This is a genomic window from Pseudomonas sp. PA-1-3F (genome assembly GCF_021609665.1).
Classification (GTDB): domain Bacteria; phylum Pseudomonadota; class Gammaproteobacteria; order Pseudomonadales; family Pseudomonadaceae; genus Aquipseudomonas; species Aquipseudomonas paracarnis.
In genome coordinates this window covers 107063-123368 of the sequence record NZ_WJZD01000011.1, presented here as the reverse complement: position 1 = coordinate 123368, position 16306 = coordinate 107063, and the positions used below count along the sequence as shown (strand labels likewise).

The 16306-nt window shown below is 59.3% G+C and carries 19 protein-coding genes and 1 tRNA gene; 4 read left to right on the top strand and 16 right to left on the bottom strand.

Annotated features, from left to right (window positions below; genetic code table 11):
• Positions 1-3 precede the first annotated feature (3 nt).
• The 9 genes from fdx to trmJ all read right to left on the bottom strand — a co-directional run bounded on the left by fdx (position 4) and on the right by trmJ (position 7233).
• Entirely contained in the window at positions 4-345 is a 342-nt protein-coding gene (gene fdx / locus GIV26_RS10135) for an ISC system 2Fe-2S type ferredoxin (protein WP_032895388.1), read from the bottom strand.
• Between the two features lie 3 nt (positions 346-348).
• Positions 349-2211, bottom strand: coding sequence for a Fe-S protein assembly chaperone HscA (gene hscA, locus GIV26_RS10130; RefSeq protein ID WP_034128026.1), 1863 nt, complete (start codon positions 2209-2211; stop codon positions 349-351).
• Between the two features lie 51 nt (positions 2212-2262).
• Entirely contained in the window at positions 2263-2784 is a 522-nt protein-coding gene (hscB, locus tag GIV26_RS10125) for a co-chaperone HscB (RefSeq protein ID WP_034128027.1), read from the bottom strand.
• Positions 2785-2792: 8 nt separating this feature from the next.
• Complete coding sequence (gene iscA, locus GIV26_RS10120) at positions 2793-3116, bottom strand: iron-sulfur cluster assembly protein IscA (protein WP_003209680.1); 324 nt, start codon at positions 3114-3116, stop codon at positions 2793-2795.
• A gap of 28 nt (positions 3117-3144) precedes the next feature.
• The gene (iscU, locus tag GIV26_RS10115; RefSeq protein ID WP_003175965.1) at positions 3145-3531 is read right to left on the bottom strand and encodes a Fe-S cluster assembly scaffold IscU; all 387 of its coding nucleotides are present in this window, start codon (positions 3529-3531) and stop codon (positions 3145-3147) included.
• Between the two features lie 99 nt (positions 3532-3630).
• A complete protein-coding gene (locus tag GIV26_RS10110; RefSeq protein WP_003194019.1) occupies positions 3631-4845 on the bottom strand; it encodes an IscS subfamily cysteine desulfurase in 1215 nt (404 codons plus the stop codon).
• 50 nt (positions 4846-4895) lie between these two features.
• Positions 4896-5387 (bottom strand): Fe-S cluster assembly transcriptional regulator IscR, encoded by a 492-nt coding sequence (gene iscR / locus GIV26_RS10105; RefSeq protein WP_003194020.1) that lies wholly within the window; start codon positions 5385-5387, stop codon positions 4896-4898.
• A 287-nt stretch (positions 5388-5674) separates the two neighbouring features.
• A complete protein-coding gene (gene cysE / locus GIV26_RS10100) occupies positions 5675-6460 on the bottom strand; it encodes a serine O-acetyltransferase (protein WP_034128028.1) in 786 nt (261 codons plus the stop codon).
• 2 nt (positions 6461-6462) lie between these two features.
• Positions 6463-7233 carry a tRNA (cytosine(32)/uridine(32)-2'-O)-methyltransferase TrmJ gene (gene trmJ, locus GIV26_RS10095; protein WP_054922019.1) on the bottom strand — a complete coding sequence of 257 codons (771 nt, stop codon included), beginning with the start codon at positions 7231-7233 and terminating at the stop codon, positions 6463-6465.
• A 145-nt stretch (positions 7234-7378) separates the two neighbouring features.
• On the opposite strand from trmJ, the gene suhB reads away from it, so the two are divergent.
• Positions 7379-8194, top strand: a complete 816-nt coding sequence (gene suhB / locus GIV26_RS10090; RefSeq protein WP_005791195.1) for a type III secretion system regulator SuhB — start codon at positions 7379-7381, stop codon at positions 8192-8194.
• Positions 8195-8400: 206 nt separating this feature from the next.
• Here suhB and GIV26_RS10085 read toward each other — a convergent pair whose 3' ends face one another.
• The 6 genes from GIV26_RS10085 to queA form a co-directional block, all read right to left on the bottom strand.
• Positions 8401-8943: a glycine zipper 2TM domain-containing protein gene (locus GIV26_RS10085; protein ID WP_003194023.1), complete on the bottom strand. Its 543-nt coding sequence runs from the start codon at positions 8941-8943 to the stop codon at positions 8401-8403.
• A gap of 123 nt (positions 8944-9066) precedes the next feature.
• Positions 9067-9981: a protein translocase subunit SecF gene (gene secF, locus GIV26_RS10080; protein ID WP_003194024.1), complete on the bottom strand. Its 915-nt coding sequence runs from the start codon at positions 9979-9981 to the stop codon at positions 9067-9069.
• A gap of 9 nt (positions 9982-9990) precedes the next feature.
• Positions 9991-11859, bottom strand: a complete 1869-nt coding sequence (secD, locus tag GIV26_RS10075) for a protein translocase subunit SecD (RefSeq protein ID WP_003194025.1) — start codon at positions 11857-11859, stop codon at positions 9991-9993.
• Positions 11860-11921: 62 nt separating this feature from the next.
• Positions 11922-12260: a preprotein translocase subunit YajC gene (gene yajC / locus GIV26_RS10070; protein WP_003175975.1), complete on the bottom strand. Its 339-nt coding sequence runs from the start codon at positions 12258-12260 to the stop codon at positions 11922-11924.
• A gap of 43 nt (positions 12261-12303) precedes the next feature.
• The gene (gene tgt / locus GIV26_RS10065) at positions 12304-13419 is read right to left on the bottom strand and encodes a tRNA guanosine(34) transglycosylase Tgt (protein ID WP_032803964.1); all 1116 of its coding nucleotides are present in this window, start codon (positions 13417-13419) and stop codon (positions 12304-12306) included.
• A gap of 5 nt (positions 13420-13424) precedes the next feature.
• Complete coding sequence (queA, locus tag GIV26_RS10060; protein ID WP_003194027.1) at positions 13425-14474, bottom strand: tRNA preQ1(34) S-adenosylmethionine ribosyltransferase-isomerase QueA; 1050 nt, start codon at positions 14472-14474, stop codon at positions 13425-13427.
• Positions 14475-14582: 108 nt separating this feature from the next.
• On the opposite strand from queA, the gene GIV26_RS10055 reads away from it, so the two are divergent.
• A tRNA-Leu gene (locus GIV26_RS10055) sits at positions 14583-14667 on the top strand.
• Between the two features lie 83 nt (positions 14668-14750).
• Positions 14751-15080: a hypothetical protein gene (locus GIV26_RS10050; protein WP_034128037.1), complete on the top strand. Its 330-nt coding sequence runs from the start codon at positions 14751-14753 to the stop codon at positions 15078-15080.
• Positions 15081-15087: 7 nt separating this feature from the next.
• Here the strand turns inward: GIV26_RS10050 and GIV26_RS10045 are convergent, their stop codons facing one another.
• On the bottom strand, positions 15088-15723 hold the full coding sequence (locus GIV26_RS10045; protein WP_054897816.1) for a LysE family translocator: 636 nt from the start codon (positions 15721-15723) through the stop codon (positions 15088-15090).
• A 156-nt stretch (positions 15724-15879) separates the two neighbouring features.
• Between GIV26_RS10045 and GIV26_RS10040 the strand changes: the two genes are divergently transcribed.
• Complete coding sequence (locus GIV26_RS10040; RefSeq protein WP_014719840.1) at positions 15880-16251, top strand: PH domain-containing protein; 372 nt, start codon at positions 15880-15882, stop codon at positions 16249-16251.
• The last annotated feature ends 55 nt before the right edge of the window (positions 16252-16306 follow it).

The window sequence follows — 16306 nt, the reverse complement described above, 5'->3', positions numbered from 1 at the left end:
GAATCAATGCGGCGCTTCGGCTGCATGGTTGAGCGAATATTTCGGGATTTCGACGGTGAGGTCTTCAGTCCCCACTTTCGCCTGACAACTCAGGCGCGACGTCGGCTCCAGGCCCCACGCCCGATCAAGATAGTCTTCTTCCAGGTCGTCAGCCTCATTTAGGCTGTCGAAACCTTTACGAATGATGCAGTGACAGGTGGTGCAGGCATTGACGCCGCCACAGGCACTTTCGATCTCGATGTGGTTGTCATGGGCGACGTCGAGCAGGGACTTGCCGGTCTCAGCCTCCACGACCATGCCCTCAGGGCAATGTTCGGCGTGCGGTAGAAAAGTGACCTGCGGCATCAGTTATTCCTCAATTTCATTCAGGTTGCGGCCCGCCAGCGCGGCTTTAACCGTCTGATCCATACGGCGGGCGGCAAAGGCATCAGTCACTTGCGACAGGCGCTTGGTCTGTTGCTCGATGGCGTAACCATCGTTGCCTTTCATCAGTTCGGCCAGTTCCTGCATCTGCAGGTCAATGACCATGCGTTCTTCGGCATCCAGCAAGCGCTCGCCGTCGGCTTCAAGGGCGCCCTGCACCGCTTCGAGCAGGCGCTGGGCATCCACTTGTTGCTCGCGCAATACGCGGGCGACCTTGTCGTCACCGGCATACTGGAACGAATCCTTGAGCATCTTGGCGATTTCGCCATCGGTGAGGCCGTAGGACGGCTTGACCTGGATGCTGGCTTCAACGCCAGACGCCAGTTCGCGCGCAGCGACACTGAGCAGGCCATCGGCATCGACCTGGAAGGTCACGCGAATTTTCGCCGCGCCCGCCACCATGGCCGGGATGCCACGCAATTCAAAACGCGCCAGGGAGCGGCAGTCGCTGATCAGCTCACGCTCACCTTGCAGCACATGAATCATCATGGCCGTCTGGCCATCTTTGTATGTAGTGAAATCCTGGGCGCGAGCAACGGGGATGGTGGTGTTGCGCGGGATCACCTTCTCCATCAGGCCGCCCATGGTTTCCAGGCCCAGGGACAATGGGATCACGTCGAGCAACAGCAATTCGCCGCCATCACGTTTGTTACCAGCCAGGGTATCGGCCTGGATGGCAGCGCCGATGGCGACGACTTGATCCGGGTCGATTTCGGTCAGTGGTTGGCGCCCAAAGGCTTCGGCTACCGCTTCACGCACGCGCGGCACGCGGGTGGAACCACCTACCATGACCACTGCGCCAACGTCTTCCAACTCGATACCGGAATCACGCACAGCACGACGGCAGGCTTTGAGGCTGCGGGCAACCATCGGCTCGATCAGCGTATCAAAGGCTTCGCGAGTCAGTGGCGCCGACCAGTTACCGTAGCAAACATCAACAGAAGCAGCGTCAGTCAGCGCCTCTTTGGCCGCACAGGCAGTTTGCAGCAGGTTGCGCTGCGCGCCTGGGTCCAGGTCGGCCGACAAGCCGGCACTGCTGATGATCCAGCCAGCGATGGCGTGATCGAAATCATCGCCGCCCAGAGCGCTGTCGCCGCCGGTCGCGAGCACTTCAAACACACCGCCGGTCAGGCGCAGGATCGAAATATCGAAGGTACCGCCGCCCAGATCATAAATAGCGACCAGGCCTTCAGCGTGCTGATCCAGGCCATAGGCCACAGCCGCAGCGGTCGGTTCGTTGAGCAGGCGCAGCACATTCAGGCCGGCCAGCTTCGCCGCGTCCTTGGTGGCTTGACGCTGGGCGTCATCGAAATACGCCGGCACGGTGATAACCGCCCCTACCAGCTCACCACCCAAGGTGTTTTCCGCACGCTGGCGCAGCACCTTGAGGATATCGGCCGACACTTCCACCGGGCTCTTGGGCCCTTGGACAGTGTCGATGAACGGCATATGGGACTCGCCGCCGACAAAGCGGTACGGCAATTGGTCACCCAATTGCTTGACGTCGGACAACCCACGACCCATCAAGCGCTTGACCGACAACACCGTGTTCAAGGGGTCTGCGGACGCGGCGAGCTTGGCCGATTCGCCCACTTCAGTGCGGTCGGCGTGATAACGCACGGCAGACGGCAGGATCACCTGCCCATCGGCGTCGGGCAGCGGTTCGGACAGGCCGCTGCGCAAGGCAGCAACCAGGGAATTGGTGGTGCCCAGGTCAATCCCGACCGCCAGGCGACGCTGGTGCGGTTGAGGGCTTTGGCCGGGTTCGGCGATTTGCAGTAGAGCCATGGTAATCAGGTCTTATCTGTCTATCAGGCGTGCATCACGGGCAGCACTGGGTTAATCGTCGAGGCGCTCTTCTAGCTGGCGCACTTCGTAGGTGAGCTTGTCGAGAAACTGCATGCGCCGCATCAGGCGTTCGGCCTGTTCGCGTTGCGCCGCATCATCCCAACAGGCTGCGAAGCTTTCGTTGAGCTCATCCTGGGCGGTTTTCAGACGACGCTTGAAGACCGCAACACCGGCTATATCGGCTTCGTCCTGCAAGTCTTCGAGCTCTTCGCGCCACTGCATCTGCTGCATGAGGAAGTCCGGATCGTGCACCGTAACTTCCAACGGCAACTCGCCACCGTTCAGGGCGAGCAGGTAACGCGCGCGTTTCGCGGGGCTTTTGAGCGTCTGATAGGCTTCGTTGAGGCTGGCCGATTGCTCAAGGGCCAAGCGCTGCTCACGCTCGGAAGCGTCAGCGAAGCGGTCTGGATGCACCCCACGCGCCAATTCACGGTAGCGCGTGGCGAGCTGCTCAAGGTCCAGCCGAAAGCTCGGCTGCAGCTCGAATAAAGCGAAATGACAAGGAGTACCCACGAGTAGCCTCAGATGTTGAAGCTTTCGCCGCAGCCACATTCACCGCGCACGTTAGGGTTGTTGAACTTGAAGCCTTCGTTCAACCCCTCCTTGACGAAATCGAGTTCGGTGCCGTCCAGGTAGGTCAGGCTCTTGGGGTCGATGATCACTTTCTCGCCGTGACTTTCGAACACCTGATCCTCTTCAACCACCTCGTCGACAAACTCCAGCACGTAGGCAAGGCCGGAACAGCCCGTGGTGCGTACACCCAGACGAATCCCCTCACCTTTACCGCGCCCATTCAGGGAGCGGCGAATGTGCTGCGCAGCCGCTTCTGTCATGCTGATAGCCATCGTTGACTCCTTACTCGTCGCCAAATGCTTAGATCAAGCCTTTCTTCTGCTTGTAGTCGCGAACGGCTGCCTTGATGGCATCTTCAGCGAGTACGGAGCAGTGGATTTTCACCGGCGGCAACGCCAGTTCTTCGGCCAGCTGGGTGTTGCTGATAGTGACAGCCTCATCCAGGGTCTTGCCTTTCATCCATTCGGTCGCCAGGGAGCTGGATGCGATGGCCGAACCGCAGCCGTAAGTCTTGAATTTGGCGTCTTCAATAACGCCAGCATCGTTGACCTTGATCTGCAGGCGCATCACATCGCCGCACGCCGGGGCGCCGACCATGCCGGTGCCGACATCTGGATCTTCCGCGTTCATCTTGCCGACGTTGCGCGGGTTTTCGTAGTGGTCGATGACCTTTTCGCTGTAAGCCATGGTACTGAATCCTCACTCATCAGGGCCGCTCTGGAACCCTGTAGAAACGCCTGCGTTTTCCGCCACGTTCCTACAGAGCTTGGGTGGCGGCTTCTATAGTTAGTGTGCCGCCCACTCGATCTTGGAAATATCGACACCGTCTTTGTACATGTCCCACAGTGGCGACAGAACGCGTAGCTTGTTGACGGCTTCGCAGACCTTCTGCGCGGCGTAGTCGACTTGCTCTTCAGTGGTGAAGCGGCCGAACGTAAAGCGGATAGAGCTGTGAGCCAGTTCGTCGTTGCGGCCCAGGGCGCGCAGTACGTACGAAGGCTCAAGGGACGCCGAGGTGCAGGCCGAACCGGACGATACCGCCAGGTCCTTGAGCGCCATGATCAGCGACTCGCCTTCAACGTAGTTGAAGCTCAAATTCAGGTTGTGCGGTACACGGGCGGTCATGCTGCCGTTGATGTACAACTCTTCAAGGTTTTCGACCTGCTTGTAGAAGCGATCGCTCAGGGCCTTGATGCGCACGTTTTCGGCAGCCATGTCTTCCTTGGCTACACGGAAAGCTTCGCCCATACCGACGATCTGGTGGGTCGCCAGGGTGCCCGAACGCATGCCGCGCTCGTGACCGCCGCCGTGCATGGTGGCTTCGATGCGCACGCGAGGCTTGCGGCTCACGTACAGCGCGCCGATGCCTTTGGGGCCGTAAGTCTTGTGGGCCGAGAACGACATCAGGTCGACTTTCAGCTTGGACAGGTCGATATCGACCTTGCCGGTGGACTGAGCAGCGTCGACGTGCAGCAACACACCCTTGGAGCGGGTTAGCTCGCCGATGGCGGCGATGTCGTTGATCGTGCCGATTTCGTTGTTCACGTGGATCACCGAAACCAGGATGGTGTCTTCACGCATCGCAGCTTCGATCATGGCCGGGGTGACGATACCGTCGGTGGTTGGCTCAAGGTAGGTGACCTCGAAACCTTCACGCTCCAGTTGGCGCATGGTGTCCAGGACAGCCTTATGCTCAATCTTGGTGGTGATCAGGTGTTTGCCTTTGGTCGCGTAGAAATGCGCCGCGCCCTTGATAGCCAGGTTGTCGGACTCGGTGGCACCGGAGGTCCAGACGATTTCGCGCGGGTCGGCATTGACCAGATCAGCGACCTGGCGACGAGCGTTCTCGACCGCTTCCTCGGCTTTCCAGCCGAATACGTGGGAACGGGAGGCCGGGTTGCCGAAGTTTCCGTCGACCAGCAGGCATTCGCTCATTTTTTGCGCGACACGCGGATCAACCGGGGTGGTCGCTGAGTAATCAAGGTAAATCGGCAATTTCATGGACTTTCTCCTAAATCAGGCTGGCTGGCGTGCCGTTAGCTCTTCGGCTGTCACTCGACGGCGGACGCTTCGATCTTGTCCAGACGCGGCGCCTTGGTGTTGCAACGGCGCTGGTCCTGACGCTGGGCTACTTCTTGCACCTCACGGCGAGTCACAAGATCAGCCAAGCTGATACCACTCAAAAACTCATGGATCTGCAGGCTCAAGTCACACCACAAGTGGTGTGTCAGGCAGGTGTCGCCGGCATGGCAGTCACCCAAACCCTGGCATTTGGTGGCATCGACGGATTCGTTGACCGCGTCGATCACCTGGGCCACCTGAATACCCTGCATGTCGCGGGACAGCTGATAGCCGCCACCCGGACCGCGAACGCTGGAAACCAGATTGCTACGGCGCAATTTGGCGAACAACTGCTCGAGATAGGACAGGGAAATGCCTTGGCGCTCGGAGATATCGGCCAGGGACACCGGCCCAGTTTGCGCGTGCAAGGCCAAGTCGAGCATGGCGGTCACCGCGTATCGGCCTTTTGTAGTCAGTCTCATGGACAAGTACCAAGGTGTTTCAGAATGGGAGCAAGTATGCGATTCCCGAGTATTTAAGTCAACTATAAGACCTAGTACTTTAGTCAGGATTACCCGTAAAAAGGGCGCGCGAATCATAGCAGGATGGGGTGGGATCGAACAGCGCAACCAGGCCTGCTGCAAGACCACCCAACCAATGGAGATCACATGTGGGAGCTGGCTGGCTTGCGATAGCTGTCTAACAGCTTGCTTATAGGTTGCTGGCCCACCGCAATCGCAGGCAAACCAGCTCCCACAAGAGACCGCGCTCAGCCTGCCTTGGTGGTAGCGGCTTCGTCCTTGATTTCAGCAAAATCTTCCTCACGCAGTTCAGGCAAGTCTTTGGCACAGTAGGGGCTGCCCAACTCCTTCAGCGCCCCGCACATACCCTCCAGCTTGCCGTCCACCGCCTGCAAATGATCAAGCAATTGACCAATCGCACGAGCCACCGGGTCGGGCATGTCTTCACTGACGCCATAGGCATCGAAACCAATCTTCTCGGCCATCGCCTTGCGCTTGGCCTCTTGCTCATCACCGACTTGCGGCTTGACGATGATGCGGCCTGGAATGCCCACAACCGTAGCACCCGGCGGCACAGCCTTGGTCACTACCGCGTTGGAGCCAACCTTGGCGCCGGCACCCACGGTAAACGGCCCGAGCACCTTGGCGCCCGCCCCTACTACCACGCCATCGCCCAGCGTTGGGTGGCGCTTACCCTTGTTCCAGGTGGTGCCGCCCAGCGTCACACCTTGATAGAGGGTGACGTCATCGCCGATCTCGGCCGTCTCGCCAATCACGATACCCATGCCGTGGTCGATAAAGAACCGACGACCTACCTTGGCACCCGGATGGATCTCGATACCGGTCAACCAACGCCCAAAGTTCGATACCAGCCGCGCCAGCCACTTCCAGCCCATGCCCCACAGGGCGCCGGACAAGCGGTGGATCCAGATCGCGTGCATGCCCGGGTAGCAGGTCAGCACTTCAAAGGCGTTGCGCGCCGCCGGGTCACGGTGGAAAACACTTTGGATATCTTCTCGCAAACGCTCGAACATTTTTAATCCTTCCGCTCAAGAAGCTCACCACGGGCCGCTTTCTGGGTTTCCGTGAGGATGCCACGCAATATGTTCATTTCAGCCCGGCTCACCGAGCTGCGGCCGTACAAACGACGCAGGCGCGCCATCAAGTGCCGTGGCTTTTCAGGGTCGAGGAATTCGATGGCTACCAGGGTTTGCTCCAGGTGCTCATAGAACCGTTCCAGCTCGTCCATGGTGGCCAACTCGCCACTTTTGGTCGATGCAACCTCTTCCTTTTCCATTTTGCTCGGCTGGCCAGCAGCGGCCAGCCAGGCCATGCGCACTTCATAAGTCAGCACCTGCACCGCAGCCCCGAGGTTCAGCGAGCTGAACTCAGGGTCTGAGGGAATATGCACGTGGTAATGACATCGCTGCAGCTCTTCGTTGGTAAGGCCGGAGTCTTCACGGCCGAATACCAAGGCGATTTCAGCACCGCCAGCAGCCTCTTCCACCATTTTGGTGCCGCATTCACGCGGATCCAGCAGCGGCCAAGGGATACGACGATCACGGGCGCTGGTGCCGAGCACCAGATTGCAGCCGACCAAGGCATCCTCCAAGGTGGCGACCACTTGGGCATTTTCAAGCAAGTCATTGGCACCGGACGCACGGGCATCAGCCTCGTGGTGCGGGAATACCCGCGGTTCGACCAGCACCAGGCGCGTCAGCCCCATGTTTTTCATGGCTCGCGCCACCCCGCCGATGTTGCCGGGATGACTGGTATTGACCAAGACGACACGAATGTTTTGCAGCAAGGGAGGCGCTCGCGGACACAGGAAAGGGGAGCAAATCTTACAGAACCGCCTAAGGTTATGCCATGAAAGCGAACGTCGTCCTTCACCTGAGGAAAGTTTCTGCTAGAATGCTCGGCTTTCTTTAACAACCTTAGGTGACCTATCCATGCAGCCCATGCTGAATATCGCGCTGCGCGCCGCCCGCAGCGCCAGTGAATTGATCTTCCGCTCCATCGAGCGCCTGGATACCATCAAGGTCGACGAAAAAGACGCCAAGGATTATGTATCCGAGGTGGATCGCGCCGCCGAACAGAAAATCATTGACGCCCTGCGCAAGGCCTACCCTACCCACGGCATCCTCGGTGAAGAAACCGGCCTGCACAAAGGCAGTGGCGAAGGTGAAGACTACCTGTGGATCATCGACCCACTGGATGGCACCACCAACTTCCTGCGCGGCATCCCGCACTTTGCCGTGAGCATCGCCTGCAAATACCGTGGCCGCCTGGAACACGCCGTTGTGCTGGACCCGGTTCGCCAGGAAGAATTCACCGCCAGCCGTGGCCGTGGCGCCCAACTGAACGGCCGCCGCCTGCGTGTCAGCGGCCGCACCAGCCTGGAAGGCGCCCTGCTGGGTACCGGCTTCCCGTTCCGTGACGACCAGATGGACAACCTGGAGAACTACCTGGGCATGTTCCGCGCCCTGGTTGGCCAGACCGCCGGCATCCGCCGTGCCGGTGCAGCCAGCCTGGACCTGGCGTATGTAGCCGCCGGTCGCTTTGATGCGTTCTGGGAGTCGGGCCTGTCCGAGTGGGACATGGCAGCAGGCGCCCTGCTGATTCAGGAAGCAGGCGGCCTGGTGAGCGACTTCACCGGTGGTCATGACTTCCTGGAGAAAGGCCACGTCGTGGCTGGCAACACCAAATGCTTCAAGGCAGTACTGACGGCGATCCAGCCGCACCTGCCGGCTTCGCTGAAGCGCTAAGCGAGCGAGCACAAAAAAGCACCCCGCGGGGTGCTTTTTTTATGCGTGGGATTTAGCAAAAAACCAATTCCAACTGACTCAATACAATCCAATGTGGGAGCTGGCTTGCCTGCGATGGCGGGCTGCCAGCCAACTGATTAGTTACTGACCCACCGCTATCGCAGACAAGCCAGCTCCCACACTTGGATCGAAACCAGACCTGGGGATTACTGCTGGTTCTGACCGAGGATCAGACGACCTTCCTTATCCACCGGGATCTGGCTGCCAGGGTCGCGCTCCATACGCACGGTACCTTCCTTGCCGTCCAGGTTGTAACGCACGTCATAACCGACCACCTTGTCACTGATGTCGTTAACGGTGTTACAGCGAGTTTGCGTAGTGGTGTAGGTATCGCGGTTCTGCATACCTTCCTGAACCTTGTTACCGGCGTAGCCACCACCGACCGCACCGGCCACGGTGGCCAGCTTCTTACCGTTACCGCCACCAATCTGGTTGCCCAGCAGGCCACCCGCAAGGGCACCCACCACGGTACCGGCGATTTGATGCTGGTCCTGCACCGGACGTTGCCGGGTCACGGTGACGTCCTTGCAGACCTCACGCGGGGTTTTGATCTGGGTTTTAACCGGCTGCACCGCCAGTACTTGCGCATACTCAGGGCCGCTTTTTACCAGGCTGTAGGTGGCAACAGCGCCTCCGGCAGTCACACCGACAGCACCCAATACCGCACCAACCAGCAACGACTTGTTCACATGAACCTCCTGACCATCACAAGCGGACCGAAAGATCCGCGCTATACCCAGCCTTGGAGCAAAAAAAAAGGCGCGAGTTCAATACTCGCGCCTTTCTTGTAACAGCGGATCAACAAACGCCCATCAAGGACGGTCGTCGACCTCCTTGTCGGTAGCGGCAGGAGGGATCAAGTCTTCGCTGTTGAGGTTCAGCCAGATCAGCACCACGTTGGCGATGTAGATCGACGAGTAGGTACCCGCCAGAACGCCGATAAACAGCGCCAGGGAGAAGCCCCACAGGTTGTCGCCACCGAAGATCATCAGCGCAGCAATCGCCAGCAAGGTAGAGATCGACGTCGCCATGGTCCGCAGCAGGGTCTGGGTGGTGGAGATGTTGATGTTCTCGATCAACGTCGCCTTGCGCAGTACGCGGAAGTTCTCACGAACCCGGTCGAATACCACGATGGTGTCGTTGAGCGAGTAACCAATGATCGCCAGCACAGCCGCCAGTACGGTCAGGTCGAAGGTGATCTGGAAGTAGGCCAGGATACCCACGGTCACGACCACGTCGTGGATCAGCGACACAATGGCGCCGACACCGAACTTCCACTGAAAGCGGAATGCCAGGTAGATCATGATGCCGACCAGCGCCATCAGCATGCCGAGGCCGCCCTGATCGCGCAGTTCTTCACCCACTTGCGGGCCGACGAACTCAACGCGCTTGACCGACGCCGGGTTATCGCCGCCGACCTTCTGCAAGGCCTCGGCTACCTGGTGACCCAGTTGCGGGTCTTCGCCAGGCATGCGCACCAGCAGGTCGGTGGTGGCACCAAAGCTCTGCACAACGGCTTCGTGATAGCCGGCCTTGACCAGCTCGCTGCGCACCAGGGTAACGTCGGCCGGCTTCTCGTAGGTCAGCTCGATGAGCGTACCGCCGGTGAAGTCCAGGCCGTAGTTCAGGCCCTTATGGAACCAGCTGAACAACGCCAGAACGGTAAGGAGCACGGTGACGCCGAACGCAACGTTGCGAACGCCCATGAAGTTGATTGTACGTAACATGGCAGCCCCTTAAATCCACAACTTCTTGAAGTCACGCCCGCCAAAGATCAGGTTGACCATTGCGCGGGTCACCATGATGGCCGTGAACATCGAGGTAAAGATCCCGAGGGACATGGTCACCGCAAAGCCTTTCACCGGGCCCGTGCCCATGGCGAAGAGAATCCCGCCGACCAACAAGGTGGTCAGGTTGGAGTCGAGGATCGCGGTAAATGCCCGGCCGAAGCCTTCGTTGATTGCACGCTGTACGGTCATGCCGGCGGCGATCTCTTCACGAATCCGCGAGAAGATCAGCACGTTTGCGTCCACCGCCATACCCATGGTGAGTACGATACCCGCAATACCTGGCAGGGTCAGTGTGGCGCCCAGCAACGACATCAAGGCCAGCAGCATCACCATGTTGCCCGCGAGCGCGACAGTGGCGATCACACCAAAGAAGCGGTAGATGGCGATGATGAACAGCGACACGAACAGCATACCCCACAGCGCTGCATCGACACCCTTGGTGATGTTGTCGGCACCCAGGCTCGGGCCGATGGTACGTTCTTCAGCGAAGTACATCGGTGCCGCCAGGCCACCGGCACGCAGCAGCAACGCCAGCTCGGAAGACTCGCCCTGGCCGTTCAGGCCAGTGATACGGAACTGAGCACCCAGCGGCGACTGGATGGTCGCCAGGCTGATGATCTTCTTCTCTTCCTTGAAGGTCTGCACCGGCACGTCTTTCTCGACGCCATTGACCATTTGCTTGGTGTAGGTGGTCACCGGGCGCTGCTCGATGAAGATCACCGCCATGCTGCGACCGACGTTGCTGCGCGTGGCGCGGCTCATCAGTTCGCCGCCATGGCCATCCAGACGGATGTTCACTTCAGGCGTGCCGTGCTCGCCGAAACCAGCCTTGGCGTCGGTCACCTGGTCACCGGTGATGATCAAGCCACGCTCGATCAGCGCTGGAGGACGGTTGCCTTCGCGGAATTCGAATTCTTCGGAAGTGGCACGCGTAGCGCCTGGGTCTGCCGCGAGACGGAACTCCAGGTTGGCGGTCTTGCCGAGGATACGCTTGGCTTCAGCGGTGTCCTGCACGCCTGGCAGCTCAACCACGATGCGGTTGGCACCCTGGCGCTGCACGATCGGCTCGGCTACACCCAGCTCGTTGACGCGGTTACGGACCGTGGTCAGGTTCTGCTTGATGGAGTATTCGCGAATTTCAGCGATCTTGGCCGGGCTCATCGCCAGACGCAGCACCGCTTGACCATTGAGGTCGGCCGGTACGATGTCGAAGTCATTGAAGTTCTTGCGGATCAGCGCACGGGCCTGTTCGCGGGATGCTTCGTCAGCAAAGCCCAGCTGGATAGCGCCGTTGAGCTGCGGCAGGCTGCGATAACGCAGCTTCTCTTTGCGCAGCAGGCTCTTCACGTCGCCTTCGTAGACCTTCAGACGTGCGTCCAGAGCCTTGTCCATGTCGACTTCCAGCAGGAAGTGCACACCACCGGACAAGTCCAGACCCAGCTTCATCGGGTGCGCGCCAATGCTGCGCAGCCATTGTGGCGTGGTCTGGGCCAGGTTGAGCGCGACAACGTAGTCGTCACCCATGGCCTTGCGTACGACATCCTTGGCCGGCAATTGGTCTTCTTGCTTGGTCAGGCGCAACAAGCCGCCTTTGGAACCAGCAGCCAAGGTTGCCGCTTTAACCTGGATGCCCGCGTCGTTGAGCGCTTTGCTCGCACGGTCCAGATCAGCCTGATTGACCTGCAGCGAAGTGCTGGCGCCAGAGATCTGGATCGCCGGGTCATCAGGATAGAGATTGGGAGCGGAATAAATAAAACCGATCGCCAGCACCGCCAGGATCAGTACGTATTTCCACAGAGGGTATTTGTTCAGCATCACGCCGCCCGCTTATAACGCGGGGCGCCTTGCGCGCCCCGTCGATTGGTAAAGGTTGTTACTCAGATCGCTTTGAGCGTGCCTTTAGGCAGCGTGGCGGCGATGGCGCCCTTCTGGAACTTCATTTCCACGGTGTCGGAGACTTCCAGTACCACGAAAGCATCGGAAACCTTGGTGATCTTGCCGGCGATACCGCCAGTGGTCACGACTTCGTCGCCTTTTTGCAGGCTGCCCAGCAGGTTTTTCTGCTCTTTGGCGCGCTTGGCCTGTGGACGCCAGATCATCAGGTAGAAAATGACCAGGAAGCCGACCAGGAAAATCCACTCGAAACCACCGCCCATAGGGCCGGCAGCAGCAGGCGCAGCGGCGTCAGCCATGGCGTTAGAGATAAAAAAGCTCATTTAGCACTCCAGTTGCAAATAGTGAATCTTAGGGTCGGAAAACTCAGTCCAAGGGCGGCACAGGGAGGCCACGCTTGGCATAGAAGGCATCGACGAAGGCGGCCAATGTACCCTGTTGAATAGCCTCGCGCAAACCAGCCATCAGGACTTGGTAATGACGCAAATTGTGGATGGTATTCAACATGCTACCCAGCATTTCCCCACACTTGTCCAGATGGTGCAGATAAGCACGGGAGAAGTTCTGGCAGGTGTAGCAGTCACAGGTAGGATCCAGCGGCGAATCATCATGGCGATGGAACGCGTTACGGATCTTCAGCACGCCTGTATCGATGAACAGATGCCCATTGCGGGCATTACGGGTTGGCATCACGCAATCGAACATGTCCACACCGCGGCGCACACCCTCTACGAGATCTTCCGGTTTGCCAACGCCCATAAGGTAACGAGGTTTGTCTGCGGGCATCAGGCCTGGCAGGTAATCGAGTACCTTGATCATTTCGTGCTTGGGCTCGCCCACCGACAGACCGCCGATGGCCAGGCCGTCGAAGCCGATCTTGTCGAGGCCTTCCAGCGAGCGTTTGCGCAGGCTTTCATGCATGCCGCCCTGGACAATACCGAACAGCGCCGCCGTGTTATCGCCATGGGCGTTCTTCGAACGCTGGGCCCAACGCAGCGACAGCTCCATGGAGATACGCGCCACGTCTTCATCGGCCGGGTACGGTGTGCACTCGTCGAAAATCATCACGATGTCCGAGCCCAGGTCACGCTGTACCTGCATCGACTCTTCCGGTCCCATGAACACCTTGGCGCCGTCGACCGGCGAGGCGAAGGTCACGCCCTCTTCCTTGATCTTGCGCATGGCGCCCAGGCTGAACACCTGGAAACCACCGGAGTCGGTGAGGATCGGGCCTTGCCACTTCATGAAGTCATGCAGGTCACCATGCTTCTTGATCACTTCCGTGCCCGGGCGCAGCCACAGGTGGAAGGTATTGCCGAGGATAATCTCGGCACCGGTGGCGACGATGTCGCGGGGCAACATGCCTTTGACGGTGCCGTAGGTGCCGACCGGCATGAAGGCCGGGGTCTCCACAGTGCCGCGCGGGAAGGTCAGGCGGCCGCGACGGGCTTTGCCGTCCGTAGCGAGCAATTCAAACGACATACGACTCATAAGTTGTCCTCAGGGCCGCGCGGCGCCGGGTTACGGGTGATAAACATCGCATCACCGTAGCTGAAAAAACGGTACTCGTTAGCAATGGCGGCCTGGTAGGCAGCCATGGTTTCCGGGTAACCGGCAAATGCCGACACCAGCATCAACAGCGTGGATTCCGGCAAATGGAAGTTGGTGACCAGGCAATCGACCACATGAAAAGGTCGCCCTGGAAAAATGAAGATATCGGTGTCGCCACTGAACGGCTTGAGCACGCCATCACGCGCTGCACTCTCCAGCGAACGCACACTGGTGGTGCCCACGGCAACCACTCGACCGCCACGCGCCTTGCACGCCGCCACCGCATCCACCACGTCCTGGCTGACTTCCAGCCACTCGCTGTGCATATGGTGGTCTTCGATGTTATCCACACGCACCGGCTGAAACGTACCGGCCCCCACGTGCAGGGTCACATAGGCCGTGTCGACGCCCTTGGCGGCAATCGCATCCAGCAATGGCTGGTCGAAATGCAGCCCGGCAGTCGGGGCCGCGACGGCGCCGAGGCGCTGTGAGTACACGGTCTGATAGCGCTCGCGGTCCGCGTCTTCGTCGGGGCGGTCTATATAAGGAGGCAACGGCATATGGCCGACGCGCTCCAACAACGGCAACACTTCTTCGGCAAACTTGAGCTCGAACAAGGCATCGTGGCGCGCGACCATCTCGGCTTCGCCACCGCCCTCAATCAGGATGCTCGACCCCGGTTTGGGCGATTTGCTGGAGCGCACATGGGCGAGCACGCGGTGGCTGTCCAGCACCCGCTCCACCAGGATTTCCAGCTTGCCGCCGGATGCTTTCTGGCCAAACAGCCGCGCCGGAATCACCCGGGTATTGTTGAAAACCATCAGATCGCCTGGGCGCAAATGCTCAAGCAAATCAGTGAATTGACGGTGTGCGAGGGCACCGCTCGGCCCATCGAGGGTCAGCAGTCGACTGGCGCGACGCTCGGCCAAAGGGTGGCGAGCGATCAGCGAATCAGGGAGCTCAAAAGTAAAGTCAGCAACGCGCATGATGGGGTTCGTCTAGCAGGGCCGGGAAGTCTAGCGGAAATAGTGAAAATAGACCATGAAACGTGATTGACCAACGGTAATCTCATCTCTATACTTCGCCGCCATTGAGCCCTGATGGCGGAATTGGTAGACGCGGCGGATTCAAAATCCGTTTTCGAAAGGAGTGGGAGTTCGAGTCTCCCTCGGGGCACCATCTTAAAGAAAGACCTTGAAATTCAAGGTCTTTTTTTTCGCCTGCAAAAAAGTGCCAGGCGTGGCAGTGGAGGAAGCGGGACCATGGAGTTGACGCTTGAAGCGGTTGCGTTGTTTGCATTGAAGCTGGTGCATGAGACTGACGACGGCAGCCCGTTGCTGCGCGATGATCCCGTGATGGAGGGCTATGATCGCGAGGTGTTCGGGTTGTTGGTGCGCCAGGGAAACCTGGCCGAGATCCAAGTGAAGCTCGATGAATGCCTGTCTCTGGCACTCGACACCCTGGGTGGCGCCGATACCGTCATGGGTCGCGAGTTGCAGCGGCTCGCAACGGACGTGCGCGAAGCACCGACCCTGGAAACACTCGACGCCCCGCTCCACGCACTCAAGGATTACCTGAAAGCCATCCTGTGACGTGGACTTACTTGCGCCCTTCCACCGCCATCCGCACCGCCAAGCCCATCAATACCGACCCCATCAGCCAGCGCTGCAGCACCTGCCAACCAGGCCGGGTGACGAAGAACACCGCGATGGAACCCGCCATGCAGGCAATCACCGCGTTGACGCTCACGCTGATAAGAATCTGCAGGGAGCCCAGCGCCAGGGATTGCACCAGCACACTGCCATGACCGTTCGGGTCGATGAACTGGGGCAGCAACGACAAATACATCACCGCCACTTTGGGATTGAGCAGGTTGGTGACCAGCCCCATGGTAACCAACTTGCGCGGGCTGTCCTTGGGCAAGTCGCGCACCTGGAATGGCGAACGCCCACCCGGCTTGACCGCCTGCCAGGCCAGGTACATCAGATACAGCGCCCCGCCGAGCCGCAGCGCGTCGTAGGCAAACGGCACCGCCATCACCAACGCCGTGATACCCAGCGCCGCGCACACCATATACACCACAAACCCCAGCGCCACCCCGCCCAGGGAAATCAACCCGGCCGTGCGCCCCTGGCAGATGGAGCGGGAAATGAGGTAGATCATGTTCGGCCCCGGTGTCAGTACCATGCCGAGTGAAATCAGGCCGTAGGCGAGCAAGCTGGACATATCAGGCATGGATTGGCTCCTGGTTTTTTAAGCTGCCAGCGTGAAATCCTTCGCCGACGCGGTCGTGTTGAGCGTCATGCTAGGGGCTTGCAGGCCCAGGAGTTAGATACAGATCCGCAAGCAAAACGTCATACACCGACGGCACCACTTACCCAGGACAGGCACATGATCGACTTCAACAACAAAGGCTTCTTCAAGCTCAAGCAAAACAACGAATACGCCGAACGCGTAGCGGCCCTGCTGCTGGACGGCGAAGAAGTGGTCGACGCGTACAAGGCCATGCGCGACGGCGTCGTGTTCACCACCAAACGCATCATCGCGGTTAACGTGCAGGGAATTACCGGCAGCAAGAAGGACTTCACCTCATTGCCGTACAAGAACATCGTGGCGTACTCGGTGGAAACGTCCGGGACGTTTGATCTTGATTCGGAGTTGGAGATTTACTTTTCGTCGTTGGGGAAGGTGAAGTTCGAATTCACTGGCAAGACCTCGATCGTGGAAATCTCGCGGCTGATTTCCAAGCACCTGCTGAGTTGATCCACAGGCATAAAAAAGACATTGGCGTTTCAAGGTCTTTTTTATTGTGGTTCAA

Coding starts and splice junctions, on each gene's coding strand:
- fdx (WP_032895388.1), bottom strand. CDS start 345: ATGCCGCAGGTCACTTTTCTACCGCACGCCGAACATTGCCCTGAGGGC.
- hscA (WP_034128026.1), bottom strand. CDS start 2,211: ATGGCTCTACTGCAAATCGCCGAACCCGGCCAAAGCCCTCAACCGCAC.
- iscA (WP_003209680.1), bottom strand. CDS start 3,116: ATGGCTATCAGCATGACAGAAGCGGCTGCGCAGCACATTCGCCGCTCC.
- iscU (WP_003175965.1), bottom strand. CDS start 3,531: ATGGCTTACAGCGAAAAGGTCATCGACCACTACGAAAACCCGCGCAAC.
- GIV26_RS10110 (WP_003194019.1), bottom strand. CDS start 4,845: ATGAAATTGCCGATTTACCTTGATTACTCAGCGACCACCCCGGTTGAT.
- iscR (WP_003194020.1), bottom strand. CDS start 5,387: ATGAGACTGACTACAAAAGGCCGATACGCGGTGACCGCCATGCTCGAC.
- cysE (WP_034128028.1), bottom strand. CDS start 6,460: ATGTTCGAGCGTTTGCGAGAAGATATCCAAAGTGTTTTCCACCGTGAC.
- suhB (WP_005791195.1), top strand. CDS start 7,379: ATGCAGCCCATGCTGAATATCGCGCTGCGCGCCGCCCGCAGCGCCAGT.
- secF (WP_003194024.1), bottom strand. CDS start 9,981: ATGTTACGTACAATCAACTTCATGGGCGTTCGCAACGTTGCGTTCGGC.
- secD (WP_003194025.1), bottom strand. CDS start 11,859: ATGCTGAACAAATACCCTCTGTGGAAATACGTACTGATCCTGGCGGTG.
- yajC (WP_003175975.1), bottom strand. CDS start 12,260: ATGAGCTTTTTTATCTCTAACGCCATGGCTGACGCCGCTGCGCCTGCT.
- tgt (WP_032803964.1), bottom strand. CDS start 13,419: ATGTCGTTTGAATTGCTCGCTACGGACGGCAAAGCCCGTCGCGGCCGC.
- queA (WP_003194027.1), bottom strand. CDS start 14,474: ATGCGCGTTGCTGACTTTACTTTTGAGCTCCCTGATTCGCTGATCGCT.
- GIV26_RS10050 (WP_034128037.1), top strand. CDS start 14,751: ATGGAGTTGACGCTTGAAGCGGTTGCGTTGTTTGCATTGAAGCTGGTG.
- GIV26_RS10045 (WP_054897816.1), bottom strand. CDS start 15,723: ATGCCTGATATGTCCAGCTTGCTCGCCTACGGCCTGATTTCACTCGGC.
- GIV26_RS10040 (WP_014719840.1), top strand. CDS start 15,880: ATGATCGACTTCAACAACAAAGGCTTCTTCAAGCTCAAGCAAAACAAC.